Origin of the sequence: Kushneria phyllosphaerae (assembly GCF_900312995.1) — a bacterium.
GTDB classification, from domain to species: Bacteria; Pseudomonadota; Gammaproteobacteria; order Pseudomonadales; family Halomonadaceae; genus Kushneria; species Kushneria phyllosphaerae.
Genome location: NZ_ONZI01000003.1, coordinates 92,973 through 113,293 on the forward strand (window position 1 = coordinate 92,973; position 20,321 = coordinate 113,293).

Consider the following 20,321-nt stretch of genomic DNA (forward strand, 5'->3'; position numbering starts at 1 on the left):
CATGAATCCTGTCTATCGTCGGCGCCGGATGACCAATCGCATCATCATGATGGCGTCGCTGCTGGCCTCGGCCTTCGGCGTCATCTGGCTGTTTCTGATCCTTCTGACGCTGGTCACCAAGGGGGTGCCGGCCCTGTCGCTTGACGTGTTTACCGAGCGCACCCGCATGTCCGGTGGTGGACTGGGCAATGCCATTCTGGGGTCGCTGATCATGACGGCGCTGGCCACCGTCGGGGGTACCATCATCGGCATCGCGGCCGGCACCTGGCTTGCCGAGTACGGCGGTCGCTCGCGCCTGGCCAATCTCATCCGCTTTATCAATGATGTGTTGCTGTCGGCGCCTTCGATCATCATCGGGCTGTATATTTATGCCGTTGTCGTGCTGCCGATGGGACACTTTTCGGGCTGGGCCGGGGTGGCCGCGCTTATGGTCATCATCATTCCGGTCGTGATTCGCTCGACAGAAGACATGCTTCTGCTGGTGCCCAATTCGCTGCGTGAAGCTGCCGCGGCGCTGGGTGCGCATCGCTGGCTGATCGTGCTCAGGGTCTGCTACAGCGGTGCCCGGGCGGGGATTACTACCGGTGTGCTGCTGGGGTGTGCGCGCATTAGCGGTGAGACGGCGCCACTGCTGTTTACGGCGCTCAACACCAATCAGTGGAATTTTTTCAATATGGGCAGCGAGATGCCCAATCTGCCGATGGTGCTTTACCAGAACATGACCATCAATTCGTTTATTCCCGCCCAGGTGGCGCTTGCGTGGGCCGGGGCACTGATACTGACGGCTGCGGTGCTGATCCTCAACATTCTGGCGCGCGTCAGTGCGGCGCGGTCACAGAAGTAGGCTTCAAGGGGCTTTCATTTCATGAACATGCGATCAGAGAATTTCACCATGGCGCCCAGGCAGACCTCCAGGAACGCTTCCGGAAATACCCATGCTTCAGCCCCTGCCAAGCTGTCGGTTCAGGACCTGAACTTTTACTACGGCAGTTTTCAGGCGATCAAGAACGTCTCGATGGAAATCCCGGCACATCAGGTCACGGCCTATATCGGGCCTTCCGGCTGCGGCAAGTCCACGCTCTTGCGCTGTTTCAACCGAATGCATGATCTCTATCCAGGGCTGAAAACCGAAGGCGGTATTTTGCTGGATGGGCAGGACATTCATGCCTCGGGTGTGGACATCAATCTGCTGCGCGCCCGGATTGGCATGGTGTTTCAAAAGCCGACGCCCTTCCCGATGTCGGTGTATGACAACATCGCCTTTGGCGTAAAGCTCTATGAGCGCCTGTCACGGCGCGACATGGATGAGCGCGTGGAGTGGGCGCTGAAAAAGGCAGCGCTCTGGAATGAGGTCAAGGACAAGCTCAAGACCAACGGACAGGCGCTGTCCGGCGGTCAGCAACAGCGCCTGTGTATTGCACGTACCATTGCGGTCAAGCCTGAGGTGATCCTGCTGGATGAACCTACTTCGGCCCTCGATCCGATCTCGACCGGCTATATCGAGGACCTGATCCACGAGTTGAAGACCGAATACACGATCGTGATCGTGACACACAACATGCAGCAGGCGGCGCGCGTCTCCGACATTACAGCGTTCATGTATCTGGGGGAGCTGATCGAATGTGGTCACACCGATCAAATCTTTACCGACCCCGAGAAGAAGCAGACCGAGGATTATATAACAGGACGTTATGGATAGAGGGTGTTATTGATGCCAGGATGTAATCGTCCTGCGGCGCAAAACATACAAGGGGGACACAGACGTGTCCCCTTTTTCGTGGGTAAAACGTGCCTTTGAAGCACGGTCATTGATCAATGCAAATGAAGGGCAGCGACCGTCGCGCTGAGAGGGTCGACCGAGGATTCAATGCGTTTATTTGCATGGACGGTGACATTTTTGAACTAGTCTTTAACGACAATCCAACAATGACAGGGGATCGACGCATTTATGGCTATTGCTCCCAGACAGCGGGTCTTTGTCGCGTCCACGATGATTATCGTGGTTCTTGTGGCCATCGGTGCCATCTTTCCTGACGGCTTCAGCCGGGGTGCCAGCGCGGCACTCAGTGGTGTTACCCATCTATTTGGATGGTTCTACCTCTTGTCGGTCTTCGGGTTTGTCATCTTCTTGCTGGTACTGGCCTTTAGCAAGTACGGCAAGATTCGTCTCGGGCCTCAGGAAAGCAAACCGACCTACGACTTTTTTTCATGGGTCAGCATGCTGCTGGCGGCCGGTTTCGGGGTAGGCCTAGTCTTTTACGGCATGGCCGAACCGATGATGCATTTTGCCAACCCGCCTTTCGGGGATGTGGAAGGCGAGACGCCTGAAGCAGCGCGACTGGCCATCCAGTACGCGTTTTTTAACTGGGGGGTGCACCAGTGGGCGGCCTTTTCGGTAGTGGGGCTGATCATCGCCTATACCCAGTTTCGCAAGGGGCAGACCGGACTGGTCTCAACGGTCATGGCGCCGCTGACGGCGAAACTCGGCCGCGGGCGCGTGCTCGCCGGTGGCATCCTTAATACCTTTGCCGTTGTCGCCACCGTCATGGGCGTGGCCACCTCCATTGGCCTTGCAGTGCTGCAGATCAATGGCGGCCTGCATGCCGTGTTCGATGTCACCGAGGGGCTGATGTGGCAAGCCATCATCCTGTTTGCGATGTTTGTCTGCTACATGCTGTCGACCGTTTCAGGGCTCGACAAGGGTATCAAGCGTCTTTCCAACATTAACATGGCCCTGTGTCTGGCCCTGATGGGCTATATCCTGATTACCGGGCCTACCGTGGCCATTCTGGGCACCATTACCACAGGCCTTGGGGACTACCTGCAGAACTTTTTTGCCATGAGCCTGCGCCTGAGCCCCTACACCGAGACGGACTGGGCCAGCAGCTGGACCGTGTTCTACTGGGCCTGGGTCATTGCCTGGTCACCCTTTGTTGGCACCTTTGTGGCGCGAATCTCGCGTGGACGCACCATCAAGCAGTATGTTTTCGGCGTGCTGATCGTGCCGCCGATGCTGGCCTGTCTCTGGATCGGGGTGTTTGGTGGTGCCGCCATCCACATGGATATCTTCCAGGGCACGGACCTCGCCCAGGCGACCAGTGACAACATCACCTCGGCGCTGTTTGTGATGTTTGATCAGATGCCGTTCTCCTTCCCGCTTTCGATCGTGGCGATGATCCTGATCTTCATCTTTCTGGTGACATCAGCGGATTCGGCGGCCTATATCGTGGGTCAGATGACCGACAAGGGCTCGCTCAATCCCCCGCTTTACAAGCGGGTGACCTGGGGCGTCCTGATCGCGGCCATCTGTCTGATTCTGATCTCGGCAGGCGGTGAGAGTGGTCTCAGTGGTCTGCAGTCGGCGGCGGTGGTCTCAGCCCTGCCGTTTACGCTGATCATCTATGGCATGGTTTATGTACTGCTCAAGGAGCTGCGCGCCGATCGTAAACAGATGCTGCTCAATCTTTATCGTCAGCATAATGAAACGCCGGTCGGGGCAGATGCCTTTGAAGCCGATGAGATGTCGGATGCCCATTCCGAACGTATTCGCCGCTCTCCCGGGGTAAAAAATCGCCGTATTCATCGAGGACGAGGTACCGGGCAGATCGAGCAGGAGTGAGGATGGCAATGAGTGGTAATAGTATCAGGTTGGGCTTTTTGCCCAACCTGATTGCATATGCCTATCTCAATGATCCGCAATGATGATTAGTTCGTTGACCGTTTCGTCCTTATCCTTGACCGTGATTCGAGCCGCCAGACTCGAATCTGCTTCATTTTGCATCGTTGATGCATTGCAACACCCCCTTCAATCCCGCATGTTCGCCATGCGGGATTTTTTTGTCTGTCCATCTGTTTCCTGTCCAGTCGCCCGGAGGGGATGTGCGCTACGTCGTACTGATCGTTTTGTTGATCCCCGCGCTGGTAGCGGTAGGGCTCTGGCAGCAGTGGCCGGGCAGCGAGCGCGTGCCTTCGCAATACAATCCCTTTGCGCCCTTTGATGTGGATGATCCGCTGACACCGGTCACCCGTTTCAAGCTCAAGGTGCTGGGGCAGGACCCGCAGCGCTGTCTAACCGCGCTGGCCCGTGCTCGTGAACAAGGCGCCATCGATTACGTGGAGGTGGGCAGCCCGGCCATTGGCGCCTGCCAGCTTGATCATGCCGTGCGGGTGCGCTCGACATCGGTGCAGTTTACCGCCAGTTTTCTGGCCAGCTGTCCGCTGGCGCTGTCCTGGGTGGTATTTGAGCGACAGCGGCTCCAGCCGCTCGCGCGCGAGCTTTTCGGACAGGACGTCACCCGGGTCGATCACGTCGGCAGCTTTGCCTGTCGCAATGTCTATCACCGTGCCAGCGGCCGACGCAGTGAACACGCCACGGCCGAGGCCTTCGATGTTGTCGGGTTCCGAATAGGACAGACCCGTGCAACGGTCGCCGGGCACTGGCGGGATGAAGGGGCCCGGGGCGCGCTTTTAAGACGTGCCTTCGAGGGCAGTTGTGATGTGTTCGGCAACTCGCTGGGCCCGGAATACAACGCCGCCCATCGCGATCACTTCCATCTGGGCATGCGTGGTTACGGCCTGTGCCGTTAGGCCTTTCGCTATTGACGATGCATACGCATCGTCACAAAAAGGGTGATGTCACTGTCTGAAAGGCTGGCTATGGTGTGAGGGCATCGGCTGAAAAGCTTACTCCCCAATAACAACTCCGAGGAGTTCTGCCGCATGAGTACTGTCTGTCGGCATGCCTGTCCCCGCTGTCTTGCCCTGTCGCCCTGCGTGGCCCCTTTCATTGGCAGGGAGCTCGCCTAGACCATGTTTACTCACATTCAGCTGGGGGCTCGTGATCTGCCACGCCTGGCCACCTTCTATGATCATGTGCTGGAACCGCTCGGTCTGATTCGTCTGCCCAGCGAGCGAGATGGTGGCCCGCCCGATGCCATCTGGCACTATCCGGGCAGGCACTGGCCCCTGTTTGTCATTCAATACCCCTTTAACGGGCTGCCGGCGACCTGGGGTAACGGTGTTCAGGTCAGCTTCATGTCGCCCTGTCGCGAAAGCGTTGACGAGGTCTGGCGCCGGGTCATGACCTGCGGTGGCGTCAGTGAAGGCCCACCGGGCGTGCGTGACTGCTATGGGCCGGATTTTTACGCCGCCTACTGCCGCGATATCGAAGGCAACAAGCTCTGTTTTGTCCATGACAGCACGATGGTCTCGCATCATGAGGCGGGCATGACGTCATGAGTAATCCTGATGACACCACCATTGCCGAGACGCTGATGGCTCTGGCCGAGCATCGAGGTCGGGACAAGAGCTTTTGCCCCTCCGAGGCGGCACGTGCGCTCTATGACCCGCAGCACTGGCGAGATCACATGGACGATGTGCGCCGGGTGGCCTCGGATCTTGCGTGCGAGGGTCGGCTCGACATGCTGGCCCGCGGGCAGCGTCTGTGCCCGACGGTGGCGCATCGCGGGCCAATACGTCTACGGTTGGGTTAACGCCTGTTAACGTGCTGTGCCGGTGGGCGAGCACAGTACGGCAGGCCTAACGCTTCAGGGAGTCCGCGCGTGAGCGACTTTGTGCTTTATGGCTTTGATGGCAGTACCTATGTGCGCACGGTGCGCATGCTCTTTCTTGAAAAGGGTGTGACCTATGATCAGGTCCCGGTCGATGTGCTCAAGGGAGAAACCCATAGCCCTGAACATTTGCGCCGCCATCCCTTTGGCAAGGTGCCGGCGCTGGAGACCGGCGGGCGCATTTTGTATGAAACCGACGCCATTGCCGAATTTCTGGAGGGGCATTTCCCGTCGCCCGCACTGGTGCCGCGCCAGCTGGATGACCGAGTCGATATGCGCCAGTGGGCCGCAGTGATCAATAACTATTACTACCAGACCATGATCGGGGAGCTGGCCTGGCAGCGTGTTATCAATCCGCTGCTGCAGCGCCCGGTGGATGAGATCGTGATTGCCGCAGCACTGCCAAAGGTACGCCATCAGTTCTCGCTTCTGGAACAGCCTCTGGCCACCCGCACCTGGCTGGTCGCCGGCCCTGTCTCCTATGTGGACTTCCTGCTGGCGCCAATCATGGCCTATGTGATGATGACGCCGGAAGGCCGCGAAATCATGGCGGATTTTCCGGGCGTGCAGCGCTGGTGGGACAATATCCGACAGCGTGAAAGCTTCGAGCGCACCATCCCCGAGCGCTTTCGCACCTCAGGCTGAGCATGCCGCTCCGGGGGCGGGCCGGTCGCTGACGCGCCGCACCCGAGCTGTCGTGACTTCCCCACTCTGACCCAAGCGGGTATCCTGCACGGTTTTCCAGCATGACGCAGCGCCCTGGCCATCGCCGGCGCTGCCTTGTTCATTGCCGAAGTTGTTCATTATCGAAATTGTTCATTGCCGAAAGGGGAGTGCCGATGCAGCCGCGCGTGGGAGTGATCATGGGATCGAAGTCGGACTGGCCGGTGATGGAGCATGCCGTCAACATGCTGACGCGTCTTGGTGTGGCTTACGAGACGCGTGTGGTGTCCGCCCATCGTACGCCCGATCTGATGTTTGAATATGCCAGCACCGCCGCCGAGCGCGGCATTGAAGTGATCATTGCCGGCGCCGGCGGTGCTGCGCACCTGCCCGGCATGGTGGCTTCCAAAACACCGCTGCCCGTACTCGGCGTGCCGGTAGAGTCCAAGGCGCTCAAGGGCATGGATTCGCTGCTGTCGATCGCCCAGATGCCGGGTGGCATCGCCGTGGGCACGCTGGCCATCGGCAAGGCCGGGGCTACCAATGCGGGGCTTCTGGCCGCACAGATCATCGGGACCCATGACGCTGAGGTGCGTCGCGCTGTCGAGGCCTTCCGCGCCGAGCAGACTCAGACCGTACTGGACAATCCCGACCCCGGCGCAGAATAGTACGGCTAAAAAAGTGCGGTTGAAAAAGTACTGTTCAAAAAGTACTGGCGCAGATTCCTTTCCCCCCTGTTGATGAGTGAGAGATGGCCATGCAGATCGGCATTCTGGGAGCAGGACAGCTCGGACGCATGATGGCGCTGGCGGGCCTGCCGCTGGGTCAGCAATTTACACTTCTGGACCCCAACGGTACGCCCAGTGCCGGGATTGGTGAGCTGCTCACCGGCAGCGATGACGCCACGCTTGAAGACTTTATCGCCCGCGCTGATGTGGTCACCTATGAATTCGAGCACCTGCCGGTGACGCTTCTGGAGCGTATCGAGCAGGTACGTCCGGTCTACCCCTCCAGCCGCGCCATTGCGGTGTGTCAGCATCGCGCCAAAGAGAAAGCGCTGTTCTCGCAGCTGGGCATACCCACGCCCGAGTATCGGCTGGTCGATAGCGCCGAGGCGCTGGAAGCAGCGGCGCGCGAGCTGGGCTGCCCGGTAGTGGCCAAGTCCACCACCGAAGGCTATGACGGCAAGGGTCAGGCCGTCTTGCGCGCTCCCGAGCAGGCAAGCGAGGCGTGGCAGAGCATTGGTCATGATCAACTGGTGGTCGAGGCCTTTGTGGATTTCGTGCGGGAAGTGTCCTTGATTGCCGTGCGCGGGCGCGATGGGTCCGTGCGCTCGTACCCGATCACGCAAAACCAGCATGAAGAGGGCATCCTGCGCTATTCGGTAGCGCCACTGCCGGATGTTGATGCGACCCTGCAGTCCACGGCGGATGGCTATATTCAGGCCCTGCTCGATGAGCTGGACTATGTCGGTGTGCTGTCGCTGGAGCTTTTCCAGACGCGCGACGGCCGGCTGTTGGCCAACGAGATGGCTCCGCGGGTGCATAACTCCGGCCACTGGACCATGAACGGTGCGGTGACCAGTCAGTTCGAGAATCACCTGCGCGCCATTGCCGGGCTGCCACTGGGCGATACTCGCGCGCGCGGGCTGACCTGCATGGTCAACGTCATCGGCGAAGAGGGCGACAGTGCCGCACTGCTGGCGCTTGATGGTGTGCACCTGCACCGCTATGGCAAGGCGCCGCGCACTGGTCGCAAGCTGGCCCATATCAATGTGGTGGCCGAGGACTATTCAACCCTCATGCAGCGGGTTCACGCCGTCACCGCACTGCTGCCCGGCGCATTTGACAACACCATGCACTGGGATAACGTTTAAACCCATCCTCGTATCCTGCAGGGGCCGCCCGGCTTCTGCAGGCCTTCGTCAAATTCCCCGTTCTCCTCTCCTTTTTTACGGCATTGGCTTGATCAGAGAATCCTGATCCGGCGCTTGTCGACGTTTTCAGACCGTGTGCATACTGAAGGTTCTGTGCCGATGCCACGGCGCTTTAACCCTGCCTGATGTCATCTCAAGGAGATGGTGATGCCTTATAACGTGCCCGATATCGAACCCCTGGAAAGTATCCTGCCCGATGAGCCGCTGCTCATGATGGGCGCGGGCCCTGTGCCCATTCCGGCACGGGTGGCGGCGGCCAACGGCATCGTTATCAACCATCTGGGCGAGACCATGGCGCGCATCATCGACCAGGTAAAGGCGATGTCGCGCTACGTCTTTCAAACCGAGTCACGCCATATTCTGGGGGTGGCAGGCCCCGGCTCGGCGGCGATGGAAATGGCGATCATCAATCTGGTCGACCCCGGCACACGGGTGCTGACGGTCAATAACGGCTTTTTCAGCAGTCGGCTGGGCGAGATGGCCCGTCGCGCCGGCGGCGATGTGATGGAAATGGATGCCGGCGTCGGCTGCGCCGCCAGTGAGGAAGATGTTATCGAGGCGATCCGTACGCATCGCCCGCGCGTGTTGACCATCGTACAGGGGGAAACCTCCAGCACCGTATTCAACCACGCCCTGCCGGCCATCTGTCGGGTGGCAGCCGAGGCGAACTGTCTGGTGATTTGCGATGCGGTCTGTACGCTGAGCACCATGCCTCTGGAGATGGATGCCTGGGGTGTGGATGTGGTGATTACGGGCGGGCAGAAAGGCCTGAGCTCGATTCCCGGCGTGTCACTGGTGGCCTTTTCCGATCGGGCCTGGGAAGTCATTGAGCGGCGCGAGCGCACGCTGACCCACTGGTGTCTCGATGCCCGGCTGGCGCATCAGTTCTGGTATAACAAATCCTATCACTATACAGCGCCGGTCTCGGGCATTCTGGCGCTGCACGAGGCGCTGCGACTGGTCTGTCAGGAAACCCTGCCCAAGCGCTTTGATCGCCATTTGCGCTGCTCAAGGGCACTGCAAACCGGCATCGAAGGGCTTGGGCTTGAGCTTTACATCGAAGGGCCCTCCCGGCTGAACTCGGTGGTGGGCATTCATCTGCCCGAAGGGCTGGCCCAGACTGACCTGATGCAGCACATCTCGCGTCATCACGGCGTGGAGATTTCCGGTGCCTTTGGGGCCAACATCGTGCGTATCGGGCAGATGGGTGAGCAGTGCCGAGCGCATCATCTGTTTCGCACCCTGCATGCGCTGGGCGCCAGTGCTAGGACGCTGGGCTATCAGGTCGATGTGCCTGCAGGTGTGGCCGCACTTGAAAAGGCACTCGAGCGCTATACACCGGTGTATGCCTGACGGACAGAGGGCAGTCAGCCTCGCCGGTCGAACCCTCAGATAACCCCTGTGCAATGATGACAAAAAATGCCCCGCATAAGCGGGGCATTGCAGCAACAGGCGATCAGGGTCAGACGTTGTTCTGCTCGATACCCTGAATGTACCAGGGCGCCTGGTCGCGAACTTCACGAATCAGATGCCAGGTTTCGTTGAACTCGTTCTCCTGACCATCCTCTTTCATGATGCCGTGGAACAGCACCGTGGCCTCGGCCTGCTGGCCGTGCTCTCGCACATCGCCCAGCTCGGCAAACAGACGCACGATCTCGGTCTGGTTGTTGGCGCTTTGCTCGGCACGCTCCTTGCGCAGCAGGTTGTAAAGCTCGGGCGTCACGAACTCCTGAATCTTTTCGAAGTCGTTGTTGTCCCAGGCGCGCTGCAGATTCATGAAGTGTTCCTTGGAACCGGCAAGGAACTGCTCGCGATTGAACCAGGCCGGCTCGCTGGCCATGGCCGCACCGCCCACGCTGCCAGCCGCGCCACTGGAGGTGCCGCCGATATCATGGGCCTGGCGCTGTTGGGGTTGATGCTGCTGATGCGTGTCATGTGCACCGGTATTGGTGGCTCGACGACGCGCCGCCAGCACCTTCCAGGCCACAAAGCCCAGCAGCGCAATCAGCAGGATATCCATGAAGCGGATACCGTCGAAGGCGCCCCCGAAAAACAGCGAGGCCAGCAGGCCGCCGGCCATGATGCCCGCCAGCGGACCCATGAAGCGCGACATGCCGCCACCGGCCGCGCGCGTGCCCTGCTGGGCCTGACGTGGCGGTGTGCTGGCCTGGCTGCTGCTGGGACTGGAGGAGCGGGAATAGCTGCCAAAGCTCTTGCCGCCGCCGAAACGCTTGGCGTCGGCATGGTCGACGGCCAGGCCAAAGCTCATCAGACCGATGAGCAGGGTAATCAATAGATGACGCATGAGAGATCCTCCCGATAAATGCATCATTGAGTGGTGGTCAATTGACCATCGTTGCGATTACTGCGCGTCGCGGGTAAATACCCAACTGCGTTGATCCGACAGGTCGGCATTGAAGCGGTAGCCGCCCATGTCAAAAGCTTTCAGGTCTTCAGGCCTTTCAAGTCGTTGCTGCACCATCCAGGCGCTCATCATGCCGCGCGCCTTTTTGGCATAAAAGCTGATGACCTTGTATTGGCCGTTTTTGGCGTCCTTGAACACCGGCGTAACAACCTCGCTGTTCAACCGCTTGCGGTCGATGGCGCCAAAATATTCGTTGGAGGCCAGATTGATCAGTACCCGATCACCGCTGCTCTCATTCACCGCCTGGTCCAGATCCCGGGTCAGCCGGTCACGCCAGAAAGCGTAAAGATCACGCCCGGCCGGGTTCTCAAGCCTTGTTCCCATCTCCAAGCGGTAGGGCTGCATCAGATCCAGCGGTCTGAGCATGCCATAAAGCCCGGACAGGATTCTCAAATGCGACTGCGCCCATTCAAGATCTTCCTCACGCCAGCTCGCGGCTTCAAGGCCGGTATAGACATCGCCCTGAAAGGCCAGAATGGCCTGCTTGGCATTGTCTCTATCAAAGGGCGTCTGCCACTGCTCAAAACGGGCCATATTGAGGTCGGCCAGCTTGTCGCTGATCCCCATCAGTCGGGACAGATCCTGCGGCGAATGGTCGCGCAAAATGTCGATCAGCTGACGGCTCTGGTCCAGATAATCCGGCTGCGTGGCCGTCGCGACATGGGAAGGCGTTTCAAAATCCAGCGTCTTGGCTGGGGACAGCACGCTCAGCATGCAGATTCTCCGCTCATGTTGTCTCGATTATAACCCCTCTGGCGCCGGCATCAGACTGCCTTAAGTCAGTGCCAGGCCAGAGGGGGCGCAAGCCCTCGGAGGGCGAGGGGAAGGCTCAGGGGCAGGGGTTGGGCAGGCGTTTGTGAACGCCCTCGATGGCCTCGATGACCTCATCGGAGAGCGTCATGCCTTCGCTTGCGATGTTGCGATCAAGCTGCTCAAGCGTCGTGGCGCCGATGATGTTGCTGGTCAGGAAGGGGCGGGTATTGACCCATGCCAGCGCCATCTGGGCCGGGTTGAGATCAAAGCGCCGGGCGATATCGACATAGGCCCAGGTGGCTTCTTCTGCCAGCGTCGAGTTGTAACGCTGAAAACGCTCAAACAGGGTCAGTCTGGCGCCTTCAGGCTTCACACCCCCCAGATACTTGCCCGAGAGTACGCCAAAGGCCAGCGGCGAATAGGCCAGAAGCCCCACGTTCTCGCGATGGCTGATCTCGGCCATGCCGATCTCGTAGCTGCGGTTGAGCAGGTTATAGGGGTTCTGGACCGACACCACGCGCGGCAGGTTCATGGTCTCGGCCAACCGCAGACAGGTCATCGTGCCCCAGGGCGTTTCATTGGAAAGGCCGATGGTGCGAATCTTGCCGGCATCCACGGCTTCCTTGAGGGCTGACAGGGTTTCTTCCAGCGGCGTGGCGTCAGGTGCTTCTTCGTGCTGATAGTCCAGCTTGCCGAAGTAGTTGGCGGGGCGGTCCGGCCAGTGCAGCTGATAAAGGTCGAGATAATCGGTATTCAAACGCTTGAGGCTGTCATCAAGTGCCTGATGGATCTGCGCTCGCGAGAGTTTCGGCCCGCCACGCAGATGCTCCATGCCACGACCGGCACCGGCCACCTTGCTGGCGAGCACGATGTCGTCGCGTCGACCGCGGGCCTTCAGCCAGCTGCCGATATAGGCTTCGGTGCGACCCTGGGTCTCGCCACCCGGCGGGACCGGGTACATTTCAGCCGTATCAATGAAGTCAATGCCGGCGGCCAGAGCGCGGTCAAGCTGCTCGTGCGCTTCGGCCTCGCTGTTTTGTTCGCCAAAGGTCATGGTGCCAAGACAAAGCCTGCTGACCGTAATGCCACTGTCACCGAGAGGACGTCTTTCCATGGGGTTTCCAGAGCCTTGAAACGCGGATGAGTGTCCATGTTAGACGGGCGCTGATGCGCGGGCAAACACAGGGCTTGAGTCACCTCCTGCACAGGCGTATATTGCCGGCCTCGCTGCACCGGGTGAACCCCACCTGACAGCGCGATAATATTGAGGCCACCCCTCTTTTTTGTTCTTGTTCTGCAGGTGATGCGTCACCTTCACGACAAAGGTTGTTCGCATCAATGCTCGATCCCTGCCACGCTATGTGCAGACAGGGCATGAATCGAACGCTGGAACTCACAAGGTTGTTGTTATGCTGCGGTCTGCTCAAGTATTCACACAGTTTGAATATCGTCTGGCGTCGCGTTTGATGCAGGCCCCATGGCTGGAAGGCTCTGCGCACAAGCGGCGTCTGACCCTTCATCTGTTTCGACGCTGCGCCAATGCCGGTCATGTTGATGCGCTCTCGACCTATGGTGTGATGCTGTTTCGTCGTGGTCAGTCGGCGCGTGACAAGGCCCGGGGCGTGCGCTGCGTGGTTCAGGCTGCCGAAGCGGGTCATCCCGAGGCGCAGTATCAGGCAGGGCACATCTACGAACATGGCTGCACCCAGATTGCCCGTCGTGAAGATCGAGCGGTGACATGGTATGCCCGGGCTGCCGAAGCCGGTCATGCCGGCGCCGCGCAGCGACTGTCCCGCGCCTTTGATCACGGCGAGCTGGGGCTGCCGGTCGACCCCGAGCGCTCGCGTCACTGGCGTCTGGTAGACGATGCGTCTGCGGGTGTACGCCAGATGACCTCGATCTCTGCGAGCGCGCCTGCCCTGCAGTAACGAAGATCCAGGCTCCAGCGAGAACACGAAAAAGCCCGAATCCAGCGGATTCGGGCTTTTTTAATGTCCGACGTTTGTTACCGGCTCAAACGGTCTCAGGCGCCGGAAACGCCCATCAGTACCTTGCCGGTGCTGGTGTTTTCTTCCAGGTAGCGCATGGCCTCGTCAGCTTCCTGAATGGAGAAGGTGCGATCCACCAGCGGCTTGACCCGACCGCTTTCCAGCAGTGGCCAGACATGAGCATGAAGGGCGTCCATCACGCTGCCCTTGCCGGCCGGCGAGCGAGAGCGCAGGGTCGAGCCGACCAGGCGCTGGCGCTTCATCAGCATGCGCGCCAGATCCACTCGGGTTTCCCTGCCACCCATGAAGCCGATCAAAATGATGCGGCCATCGAGATTGAGGACCTGCTGGTTCCACTCGATGTACTCCCCGGCCACCGGGTCCAGCACCACATCCACGCCACCCCAGTTCTGTACCGCCTCGACGAAGCTGCCATCGTGGCGGTTCCAGCCGGCATCGGCACCCAGCGCCTTGCAGGCTTCGATCTTGTCCTGACTGCCCACGGTCACAAAGCACGGGTTGTTAAAGGCATGGCAGAGCTGAATGGCGGCGGTACCGACACCGCTGGCGCCGGCATGCAGCAGCACCCGCTCGCCTTCGCGCAGGTCGGCTTCCATATAAAGATTGAGCCAGGCCGTGGCAAACACCTCGGGCAGGGCGGCAGCATCGCGCAGGGTCATGCCTTCGGGAATGCGCAGGGCCTGGGCTTCGTTGACGACGACCTGCTCGGCGTAGCCACCGCCTGAAAGCAGGGCGCAGACCTGATCACCCACGCGAAAGCGCTCGACGGCCGGGCCGACGCTTGTGACCACACCGCTGACTTCCAGGCCGAGAATCTCGGAGGCCCCCTTGGGCGGTGGGTAGCCCCCATCGCGCTGAAGCACATCTGCGCGGTTCATGCCCGCCCAGGCCACATCGATCAGAATTTCGCTGCCGCCGGGGGAGGGCAGATCCTTGTGTTCACACCACTGAAGGTGTGAATCATTGACGGCGATGGCGTACATGCGGTGCTACTCCCGAAAGATTGAAATTTAGTCGAACAGGGCGTCCAGCAGGTCAGCCGGCGCGCTGGCGCTGATCAGCGTGGCGCGCGTATCGGCGTTGAGAAAGCCTGCCTCGACCGTGTTGTCCAGAAACTGTAGCAGCGGATCAAAGAAGCGCTCGTGATTGAGCAGGCCAATAGGCTTGCGATGCAGACCCAGATAGCGCCAGGTCCAGATCTCGAAAAATTCCTCGAAGGTGCCGATGCCCCCCGGCAGGGTGACAAAGGCGTCGCTGTGGGCCGCCATCTGTGCCTTTCGGGTATGCATGTCGGGCACCCTGATCAGCTCGGTCAGCCCCGTATGGGCCACCTCGCGATCGACAAGGTGGTCCGGGATGACGCCGACGACCTCACCTCCGGCGGCCAGCGCGGCGCTGGCACAGGCCCCCATCAGGCCGGTACGTCCACCGCCGTACACCAGCCGCCAGCCCCGCCGGGCGATGCCTTCGCCCACGGCTTCGGCCAGCTGCTGCCAGTGCGGTGCATGACCACTGCGAGAGCCCATGTAAACGCAGACGCTTAGGCCTTCAAAGGGCCGGGTATGGCTGTTCATGACGATTCCTGCTGCTGATGGATCATACGGAGGCTGCGACGGCGCTCAGTCAACGCTTGCGGCCACTTGCGGATAGTGCTCATCAATCCAGGCGCCGATGGCATTGTGGTCACTGACGTGATGGGCATACTGCGTATGCAGGCAGCGGACCTGCTGCCAGTTGGTAATGCCGCCCACACCGCGCTCGGTCAGGGCCTTCGTAAAGCCCAGTCGCTCGATCTCGGCACGTTCCTGCTCGCTGATCCATGACCAGCGCTTTTGCACATAGGCTTCATGGCTCTGGCGATACGCCTCACGCAGCGTTTCGTTTTCCTTGAGATGCGCCTCGAGGCGCTTGATCACGCCATCGGCTTCAAGATGCGACAGCGCCACGGTCAGCTCGCGACTGCAGAGCCAGTAAAGCGTCGGAAAGGGCTTGCCTTCCACCAGCGGCGCAACGCGCAGGGCCAGCGGTGTGCCGCGACTGTCTTCGGCGCTGACGGCCTGAAGGCCGCGCGGTGTGCGGCCCAGCTGCTGCGTAATGATATCGAGCTGGGCATCGCTGGGGGCGTGGTCGGTACGAATGATCATGGTCGGCCAGGCAAGTTCGACGTGGGCACAGGGCACACGATCGTGAAAGGAAAAGAGCATTCGCTGCGTGTGCGAAAACGGGGTTGCATCATAGACATGCCCCTAGCCGGCGGCAAGGCACAGGCCACCATCTTATAATGACCGCAAGTCCGGTCGCGATCATGTTCCTGCTACCCCTTACGGAGACGCCATGTCACAACATGAGGACACTTCTTCGAGCTGCTGTGCCCTCTGCGCGCGTCAGGGTGTGGCACTGACGCGTCATCATCTGATCCCGCGCGCCCTGCACGGTCGCAAGCGGTTTCGAAAGCGTTTCAGCCGTGAAGAGATGAAGGGCGATATTCTGATGATCTGTCGGCCCTGTCATAACCACATTCATCGCGTACTCAGCGAGCGCGAGATGGCCGAGCACTATCACACGCGCGATGCGCTGCTGGCGCAGCCCGACATTGCCGAGTTTGCTCGCTGGCTTTCAAGCCGCCCGGCCGGTTTCAAGCCCAAGTCGCCAATCAGGCGTCAGCAGCGCTGAGCCTCGAGTGCAAGAGCGCCTTTAAAGCAGGCGCTGGGCCCCGTGATCATGCCAGGCGGTTGCAAGACGCGTCTCGAGTGCCGGTGCCAGCCAGTCTGGCAGCGCCGCACGTGCCTGATCCAGACTTTCCCACTGGCGCAGGCGTATCCACGCCCAGGCCCAGCCATCACACTGTGACGGCGTCTGCGGCATCGGGTGGGCCGGCATCTGGGAGAGCAAAAAAAGCGCGCTGCGGGTCGCCCATGTGGGCGGATGATCTGCCCTTGAATCGGGGGAAGCCCAGCGGCTTAACGTCTCACCGTCCGGGTCCTGCGCTGGGTCACCCAGATGGGCGATACGGGCTGTATCGGCCAGAATGATGCCCAGCTTTTCGGGCGTGGTGTCGCCAATCTCGAGCCAGCGCTCGATCAGGGAGGGCAGGCCGGTCATGGCGCTGGTATAAAAGTCACTATCGGTCATGATGGGTCTGTTCAAAAGCGTGGAATCAATCAAGGATAACGATGCCGCCTGAATCACGACATCATGTATTCAATCACGTTTCGGTCAGTGCCTGACCGGACCGCATTTCAGGGAGTTCGCATGTCGCAGGACCGTACCGCCTTTGACTTTACGACACCGCTGGACCGGCGCGTGTACCCTACCACCAAATGGCATCTGTATGACGAGGATGTGCTGCCGCTGTGGGTGGCCGACATGGATTTTGCCGTGGCACCGGCCATCCAGACGGCGCTGGCCGAGCGCCTGGCACATCCCGTCTTTGGCTACACCCACGCCGACCGGACGCTGAAGCAGACGCTGTGTCAGTGGAGTCATGAGCGTTACGGCTGGGAAATCAAGCCCGACTGGCAGCACTGGCTGCCTGGTGTGGTGCCGGCGCTTCATGTGGCCAGTCTGGCCCTGACCGAGCCGGGTGACGGCGTGCTGACCGTCACGCCCATCTATCCGCCCTTTTTGAAGGTGGCCGATAACACCGGGCGCACCACCCAGACGGCGCCGATGCGTGCGCCAACGGAAAATGATCCGCTGTGGCGACTGGATTTCGACGCCATGGAAGCCGCCGTGACGCCGCGTACCCGGCTGCTGTTCTGGTGTCATCCGCATAATCCGACCGGCCGTGTGTTCGATGAAGAAGAGCTCTCCCGGCTGGCGGACTTCATCGAACGTCATGATCTGATCGTCTGCTCCGATGAGCTTCACTGCGATCTGATTCTGGACGGCAGTGCCCATCGCCCGCTGGCCATGGCCGAGCCGCGGCTGGCCTCGCGCACCATCACGCTGTGGGCGGCGTCCAAGACCTTTAATGTTGCCGGGTTGACCAGTGCCTGCGCCGTGATCAGTGATGATGACCTGCGGGCTCGCTTCAAGCGCGGCTGTGTGGGGCTGATGCCCTCAAACAACATCATGGGCGAGACAGCAGCGCAGGCCGCCTACGCACGCGGTGAGCCGTGGCGTCAGGCGCTGCTGGACCAGCTGCGGGATAACGTGGCGCTGATTGAATCGTTCGTGGCGCGCTGGCCGGGGGTGCACATGAGTATCCCGCAGGCGACCTATCTGGCCTGGCTGGACCTGCGTGAGGCGGGCCTTGGCGAGACGCCGCAAAAGGAGGTGCTCACACGTGCCCGAGTGGCGCTCAATAACGGTGCCGATTTTGGCTGGCCCGGGTTTGCAAGACTTAATTTCGGGACCGGATACGCACTGCTGGAAGAGGCCCTGACGCGGATGGACACGCTGCTGAGCGCCGGCAACGAGCCGTAGATACCAAAACGCCCGGCGCCAGGAGGCACCGGGCGTTCGAGAAGGGGGCTCTCTGATCAGGACAGCGCCAATCAGTACAGCAGCGTGAACATGCGACGACGGTAGGCCACCGTCAGCGGGTGATCGCCGCCGAGGGCGTCAAAGACGCGCAGCAGTGTCTTGCGCGCGGCGTCTTCACCGTAGCTTCGGTCACGCTTCATCAGCTCAAGCAGACCCTCAAGGCCCCGCTCGTAGTCGCCATCGGCTACGGCACGCAGGGCGCGCTGAAACTGTGCTTCGCTGTCATCGCGTTCGGCCATGGCCTCGACGTCTTCCGGTGACAGGGCCTCGCGGGCGAAATCGATTCGGGCACGCACGCCACGTGCCTTGACGCCATCACGATGCTCCGGCGGCAGGGCATCGAGGATGCTCAGGGCATCATCAAAGTTGCCTTCACGGGTCATGACACCGGCCATGTCGATGCGATAGCTGTGGTCATCGGGATTTTCGCTGATCAGCTGTTCGAACATCGCGCGGGCGATAGCTGTGTCGCCGGCTTCCAGGGCCTTCTGGGCCTGCTCTTCGAGGCTTTCGCTGCCGCCTTCGGGGGCAGTGACATGCTTGCCAAGCCACTCGCGCAGCTGACGCTCCGGCAGTGCCTCATGAAGCTGATCATGGAGCTGACCCTGAATGATCATCTTGACGTCAGGGACGGCGCGAATGCCCAGCTGGGCGGCAATCTTCTGCTGCTCGTCGATATTGAGCCTGGCCAGAACAATGGTGCCCTGATATTCATGAGCCAGTTTTTCCAGCGCCGACATCAGGGTCTTGCAGGAGGCACTCTGCGGCGACCAGCTCTGCAGCACCACCGGAATGTGCATGGAGCCTTCCAGCACGATTTGCTGGAAATTGGACATGTCGACATCAACGATAAACTGCGAGGCATCGGCACTGCCGCCGGCGCTCTGGCCGGGCTGTTGTGACGGCCCGCCCATGGGTTGACCGGTTTTGGGATCAACGATCTGCATGATGACAAACTCTCGCTAAAAGGGGGTTCATGATCCGTTCGAATATAGGAGTTTATGGCGCTGGCAGGGGGCGAATTCAAGACGCCTGGTCAAATGGGGTGGAGGAAACATTCATCAGGACAGTGACATGGCAGGGAGCAATACCATGCGACCGACAGGGTTAGCGCCATGATTCTGATCAACAGGAGAGGACCTCAACACTTCTTGTGAACATGATCTGAAGGCGCGCTGCTTGCCAGGGTTACGGCGCAGGGCGTGGATGACAGATTCTTTAAACGTCAAGCCAGAAGACATCCAGCCTGTTGCTCTGAGCGCGCCAGGCAATGTGAGTCAAGCCTGCTATCGCGCGCAATAGGCTTGAAAAGGGCGATTTACTTCCACAGCGCCCATTCTTGCGATGACCCGCTTCGGATATGATGTGCGCCCCTCAATGCTGCACTCAAGGTCATCATGCCCGGCAACGCCCTTTATACCGACCTGTCGGGTTACTACGATCTCATGTGCGCCGATATCGACTATCAGGCGCAAAGCCACTGCGTTCATCGGCTGTATCAGTTATTCGGGAATGGCGGAGACAGGCATCTCGACCTTGCCTGCGGAACAGGGCCGCATGTCCGGCATTTTATTGATGCTGACTATCAAAGCGCCGGGCTGGACATCAATCAGCCCATGCTGGATAGAGCCTCCATTCGCTGCCCGGAGGCACGGTTCTCCTTGCAGGACATGTGCAGCTTCACGGTAGAAGAGCCGGTCGACCTTATTACCTGCTTTTTGTATTCCATTCATTACAGCGCAAGCGTTGAAAGGCTGAAGGCCTGTATCGCCAGCGTATATGGCGCACTGGTCGATCATGGCGTTTTCTGCTTCAACGCAGTCGACAAGAACGCTATCGACAACAACTCATTTGTATCGCACATCGCAAATCACCCTGAAGGTTTATTCAACTTCAGTTCGTGCTGGCATTATGTCGGGGAGGGCGAGCGACAGTCGCTGAAACTTCGCATTGAAAAAATAACCGCTGATGAACGCCAGGTATGGCATGACGAACATCCGATGGTGGCTATCAGTTTTGACGAGTTACAGACGCTGTTGCAGCCGTACTTTGAGGTTCATGTTCTGGCGCATGATTATGAGAAAATCATCCCCTGGGATGGGACCTCCGGGAATGCGGTTTTTGTTTGTGTAAAGATTTGACGATGTATGAGATAACGGCCATTTGTGACAGGGAATGGTTGTGTGGTTGAGATAAGTACAGAAGTCCATGCCCTTGCTCAGCGTTGGCGGTCAGATGCCGGCATTCATCAAATCTGAATCGCCAGGATACGGGCTTTAACCTGCATGGTGAAAGAAGCGAACGATTGAACCAATTATCATGCTCTGCACCATGGTTGGCATCAAGGTGTCTTCATGGCAAAAGAAAATCGTCGCTGATCTGAAGGCCGGAAGCAGACCTGATTACCGAGGCAACGTATCAGTCTCGGCATGGATGGATCATGACTGCAGGGCCAGGATGACGGGATAACCGACTGC

At 59.9% G+C, this 20,321-nt stretch carries 22 protein-coding genes; 14 read left to right on the plus strand and 8 right to left on the minus strand.

Features of this window, described 5'->3' with window-relative positions:
- Window position 1: 1 nt before the first annotated feature.
- From pstA to KSP9073_RS10400, 10 genes are all read left to right on the plus strand, one after another.
- The gene (gene pstA / locus KSP9073_RS10355) at window positions 2-844 is read left to right on the plus strand and encodes a phosphate ABC transporter permease PstA (RefSeq protein WP_243409194.1); all 843 of its coding nucleotides are present in this window, start codon (window positions 2-4) and stop codon (window positions 842-844) included.
- A 21-nt stretch (window positions 845-865) separates the two neighbouring features.
- Window positions 866-1,699 carry a phosphate ABC transporter ATP-binding protein PstB gene (pstB, locus tag KSP9073_RS10360; protein ID WP_165814223.1) on the plus strand — a complete coding sequence of 278 codons (834 nt, stop codon included), beginning with the start codon at window positions 866-868 and terminating at the stop codon, window positions 1,697-1,699.
- A gap of 249 nt (window positions 1,700-1,948) precedes the next feature.
- Complete coding sequence (locus tag KSP9073_RS10365; RefSeq protein WP_108842907.1) at window positions 1,949-3,619, plus strand: BCCT family transporter; 1,671 nt, start codon at window positions 1,949-1,951, stop codon at window positions 3,617-3,619.
- Between the two features lie 260 nt (window positions 3,620-3,879).
- The gene (locus tag KSP9073_RS10370; RefSeq protein WP_243409195.1) at window positions 3,880-4,587 is read left to right on the plus strand and encodes an extensin-like domain-containing protein; all 708 of its coding nucleotides are present in this window, start codon (window positions 3,880-3,882) and stop codon (window positions 4,585-4,587) included.
- 222 nt (window positions 4,588-4,809) lie between these two features.
- Window positions 4,810-5,238, plus strand: a complete 429-nt coding sequence (locus tag KSP9073_RS10375; RefSeq protein WP_108842909.1) for a VOC family protein — start codon at window positions 4,810-4,812, stop codon at window positions 5,236-5,238.
- A complete protein-coding gene (locus KSP9073_RS10380; RefSeq protein ID WP_108842910.1) occupies window positions 5,235-5,492 on the plus strand; it encodes a DUF3253 domain-containing protein in 258 nt (85 codons plus the stop codon). The genes KSP9073_RS10375 and KSP9073_RS10380 overlap by 4 nt, the downstream gene beginning before the upstream one ends.
- A gap of 69 nt (window positions 5,493-5,561) precedes the next feature.
- Window positions 5,562-6,215, plus strand: a complete 654-nt coding sequence (locus KSP9073_RS10385) for a glutathione S-transferase family protein (RefSeq protein ID WP_108842911.1) — start codon at window positions 5,562-5,564, stop codon at window positions 6,213-6,215.
- A 194-nt stretch (window positions 6,216-6,409) separates the two neighbouring features.
- Window positions 6,410-6,901 carry a 5-(carboxyamino)imidazole ribonucleotide mutase gene (gene purE, locus KSP9073_RS10390; RefSeq protein ID WP_108842912.1) on the plus strand — a complete coding sequence of 164 codons (492 nt, stop codon included), beginning with the start codon at window positions 6,410-6,412 and terminating at the stop codon, window positions 6,899-6,901.
- Between the two features lie 89 nt (window positions 6,902-6,990).
- Window positions 6,991-8,109, plus strand: a complete 1,119-nt coding sequence (locus KSP9073_RS10395; RefSeq protein ID WP_108843378.1) for a 5-(carboxyamino)imidazole ribonucleotide synthase — start codon at window positions 6,991-6,993, stop codon at window positions 8,107-8,109.
- A gap of 207 nt (window positions 8,110-8,316) precedes the next feature.
- Complete coding sequence (locus KSP9073_RS10400; protein ID WP_108842913.1) at window positions 8,317-9,522, plus strand: pyridoxal-phosphate-dependent aminotransferase family protein; 1,206 nt, start codon at window positions 8,317-8,319, stop codon at window positions 9,520-9,522.
- Between the two features lie 109 nt (window positions 9,523-9,631).
- Here the strand turns inward: KSP9073_RS10400 and KSP9073_RS10405 are convergent, their stop codons facing one another.
- From KSP9073_RS10405 to KSP9073_RS10415, 3 genes are all read right to left on the minus strand, one after another.
- The gene (locus tag KSP9073_RS10405) at window positions 9,632-10,474 is read right to left on the minus strand and encodes a Tim44 domain-containing protein (RefSeq protein WP_165814224.1); all 843 of its coding nucleotides are present in this window, start codon (window positions 10,472-10,474) and stop codon (window positions 9,632-9,634) included.
- A gap of 57 nt (window positions 10,475-10,531) precedes the next feature.
- Window positions 10,532-11,308 carry a peroxide stress protein YaaA gene (gene yaaA / locus KSP9073_RS10410; RefSeq protein WP_108842915.1) on the minus strand — a complete coding sequence of 259 codons (777 nt, stop codon included), beginning with the start codon at window positions 11,306-11,308 and terminating at the stop codon, window positions 10,532-10,534.
- Window positions 11,309-11,423: 115 nt separating this feature from the next.
- Window positions 11,424-12,461: an NADP(H)-dependent aldo-keto reductase gene (locus tag KSP9073_RS10415; protein WP_108842916.1), complete on the minus strand. Its 1,038-nt coding sequence runs from the start codon at window positions 12,459-12,461 to the stop codon at window positions 11,424-11,426.
- A 295-nt stretch (window positions 12,462-12,756) separates the two neighbouring features.
- Between KSP9073_RS10415 and KSP9073_RS10420 the strand changes: the two genes are divergently transcribed.
- Window positions 12,757-13,275 (plus strand): tetratricopeptide repeat protein, encoded by a 519-nt coding sequence (locus KSP9073_RS10420; RefSeq protein ID WP_108842917.1) that lies wholly within the window; start codon window positions 12,757-12,759, stop codon window positions 13,273-13,275.
- Between the two features lie 95 nt (window positions 13,276-13,370).
- On the opposite strand, the gene KSP9073_RS10425 is transcribed toward KSP9073_RS10420, so the two are convergent.
- From KSP9073_RS10425 to KSP9073_RS10435, 3 genes are read right to left on the minus strand one after another with little or no spacing between them, the layout of a single operon-like run.
- Window positions 13,371-14,339, minus strand: coding sequence for an NAD(P)H-quinone oxidoreductase (locus KSP9073_RS10425; protein WP_108842918.1), 969 nt, complete (start codon window positions 14,337-14,339; stop codon window positions 13,371-13,373).
- Between the two features lie 27 nt (window positions 14,340-14,366).
- Entirely contained in the window at window positions 14,367-14,930 is a 564-nt protein-coding gene (locus KSP9073_RS10430) for an LOG family protein (RefSeq protein ID WP_108842919.1), read from the minus strand.
- 45 nt (window positions 14,931-14,975) lie between these two features.
- The gene (locus KSP9073_RS10435; protein ID WP_108843379.1) at window positions 14,976-15,500 is read right to left on the minus strand and encodes a DUF501 domain-containing protein; all 525 of its coding nucleotides are present in this window, start codon (window positions 15,498-15,500) and stop codon (window positions 14,976-14,978) included.
- Window positions 15,501-15,690: 190 nt separating this feature from the next.
- Here KSP9073_RS10435 and KSP9073_RS10440 point away from each other — a divergent pair, with 190 nt between their 5' ends.
- On the plus strand, window positions 15,691-16,029 hold the full coding sequence (locus tag KSP9073_RS10440; RefSeq protein WP_108842920.1) for a hypothetical protein: 339 nt from the start codon (window positions 15,691-15,693) through the stop codon (window positions 16,027-16,029).
- Window positions 16,030-16,050: 21 nt separating this feature from the next.
- Here KSP9073_RS10440 and KSP9073_RS10445 read toward each other — a convergent pair whose 3' ends face one another.
- A complete protein-coding gene (locus tag KSP9073_RS10445; RefSeq protein ID WP_108843380.1) occupies window positions 16,051-16,488 on the minus strand; it encodes a hypothetical protein in 438 nt (145 codons plus the stop codon).
- Window positions 16,489-16,608: 120 nt separating this feature from the next.
- On the opposite strand from KSP9073_RS10445, the gene KSP9073_RS10450 reads away from it, so the two are divergent.
- Window positions 16,609-17,784, plus strand: a complete 1,176-nt coding sequence (locus KSP9073_RS10450) for a MalY/PatB family protein (RefSeq protein ID WP_108842921.1) — start codon at window positions 16,609-16,611, stop codon at window positions 17,782-17,784.
- 71 nt (window positions 17,785-17,855) lie between these two features.
- On the opposite strand, the gene KSP9073_RS10455 is transcribed toward KSP9073_RS10450, so the two are convergent.
- The gene (locus tag KSP9073_RS10455; RefSeq protein WP_108842922.1) at window positions 17,856-18,791 is read right to left on the minus strand and encodes a tetratricopeptide repeat protein; all 936 of its coding nucleotides are present in this window, start codon (window positions 18,789-18,791) and stop codon (window positions 17,856-17,858) included.
- 450 nt (window positions 18,792-19,241) lie between these two features.
- Between KSP9073_RS10455 and KSP9073_RS10460 the strand changes: the two genes are divergently transcribed.
- Window positions 19,242-19,985 (plus strand): class I SAM-dependent DNA methyltransferase, encoded by a 744-nt coding sequence (locus KSP9073_RS10460; protein ID WP_108842923.1) that lies wholly within the window; start codon window positions 19,242-19,244, stop codon window positions 19,983-19,985.
- Window positions 19,986-20,321: the final 336 nt, after the last annotated feature.

Excerpts from the sequence above, each read along its gene's own strand:
- KSP9073_RS10365 (WP_108842907.1), top strand. The coding sequence starts at position 1,949 with ATGGCTATTGCTCCCAGACAGCGGGTCTTTGTCGCGTCCACGATGATT.
- pstB (WP_165814223.1), top strand. The coding sequence starts at position 866 with ATGAACATGCGATCAGAGAATTTCACCATGGCGCCCAGGCAGACCTCC.
- KSP9073_RS10450 (WP_108842921.1), top strand. The coding sequence starts at position 16,609 with ATGTCGCAGGACCGTACCGCCTTTGACTTTACGACACCGCTGGACCGG.
- KSP9073_RS10420 (WP_108842917.1), top strand. The coding sequence starts at position 12,757 with ATGCTGCGGTCTGCTCAAGTATTCACACAGTTTGAATATCGTCTGGCG.
- KSP9073_RS10455 (WP_108842922.1), bottom strand. The coding sequence starts at position 18,791 with ATGCAGATCGTTGATCCCAAAACCGGTCAACCCATGGGCGGGCCGTCA.
- pstA (WP_243409194.1), top strand. The coding sequence starts at position 2 with ATGAATCCTGTCTATCGTCGGCGCCGGATGACCAATCGCATCATCATG.
- yaaA (WP_108842915.1), bottom strand. The coding sequence starts at position 11,308 with ATGCTGAGCGTGCTGTCCCCAGCCAAGACGCTGGATTTTGAAACGCCT.
- KSP9073_RS10395 (WP_108843378.1), top strand. The coding sequence starts at position 6,991 with ATGCAGATCGGCATTCTGGGAGCAGGACAGCTCGGACGCATGATGGCG.
- purE (WP_108842912.1), top strand. The coding sequence starts at position 6,410 with ATGCAGCCGCGCGTGGGAGTGATCATGGGATCGAAGTCGGACTGGCCG.
- KSP9073_RS10375 (WP_108842909.1), top strand. The coding sequence starts at position 4,810 with ATGTTTACTCACATTCAGCTGGGGGCTCGTGATCTGCCACGCCTGGCC.
- KSP9073_RS10460 (WP_108842923.1), top strand. The coding sequence starts at position 19,242 with ATGCCCGGCAACGCCCTTTATACCGACCTGTCGGGTTACTACGATCTC.
- KSP9073_RS10405 (WP_165814224.1), bottom strand. The coding sequence starts at position 10,474 with ATGCGTCATCTATTGATTACCCTGCTCATCGGTCTGATGAGCTTTGGC.
- KSP9073_RS10440 (WP_108842920.1), top strand. The coding sequence starts at position 15,691 with ATGTCACAACATGAGGACACTTCTTCGAGCTGCTGTGCCCTCTGCGCG.
- KSP9073_RS10435 (WP_108843379.1), bottom strand. The coding sequence starts at position 15,500 with ATGATCATTCGTACCGACCACGCCCCCAGCGATGCCCAGCTCGATATC.
- KSP9073_RS10380 (WP_108842910.1), top strand. The coding sequence starts at position 5,235 with ATGAGTAATCCTGATGACACCACCATTGCCGAGACGCTGATGGCTCTG.
- KSP9073_RS10425 (WP_108842918.1), bottom strand. The coding sequence starts at position 14,339 with ATGTACGCCATCGCCGTCAATGATTCACACCTTCAGTGGTGTGAACAC.
- KSP9073_RS10430 (WP_108842919.1), bottom strand. The coding sequence starts at position 14,930 with ATGAACAGCCATACCCGGCCCTTTGAAGGCCTAAGCGTCTGCGTTTAC.
- KSP9073_RS10400 (WP_108842913.1), top strand. The coding sequence starts at position 8,317 with ATGCCTTATAACGTGCCCGATATCGAACCCCTGGAAAGTATCCTGCCC.
- KSP9073_RS10445 (WP_108843380.1), bottom strand. The coding sequence starts at position 16,488 with ATGACCGATAGTGACTTTTATACCAGCGCCATGACCGGCCTGCCCTCC.
- KSP9073_RS10415 (WP_108842916.1), bottom strand. The coding sequence starts at position 12,461 with ATGGAAAGACGTCCTCTCGGTGACAGTGGCATTACGGTCAGCAGGCTT.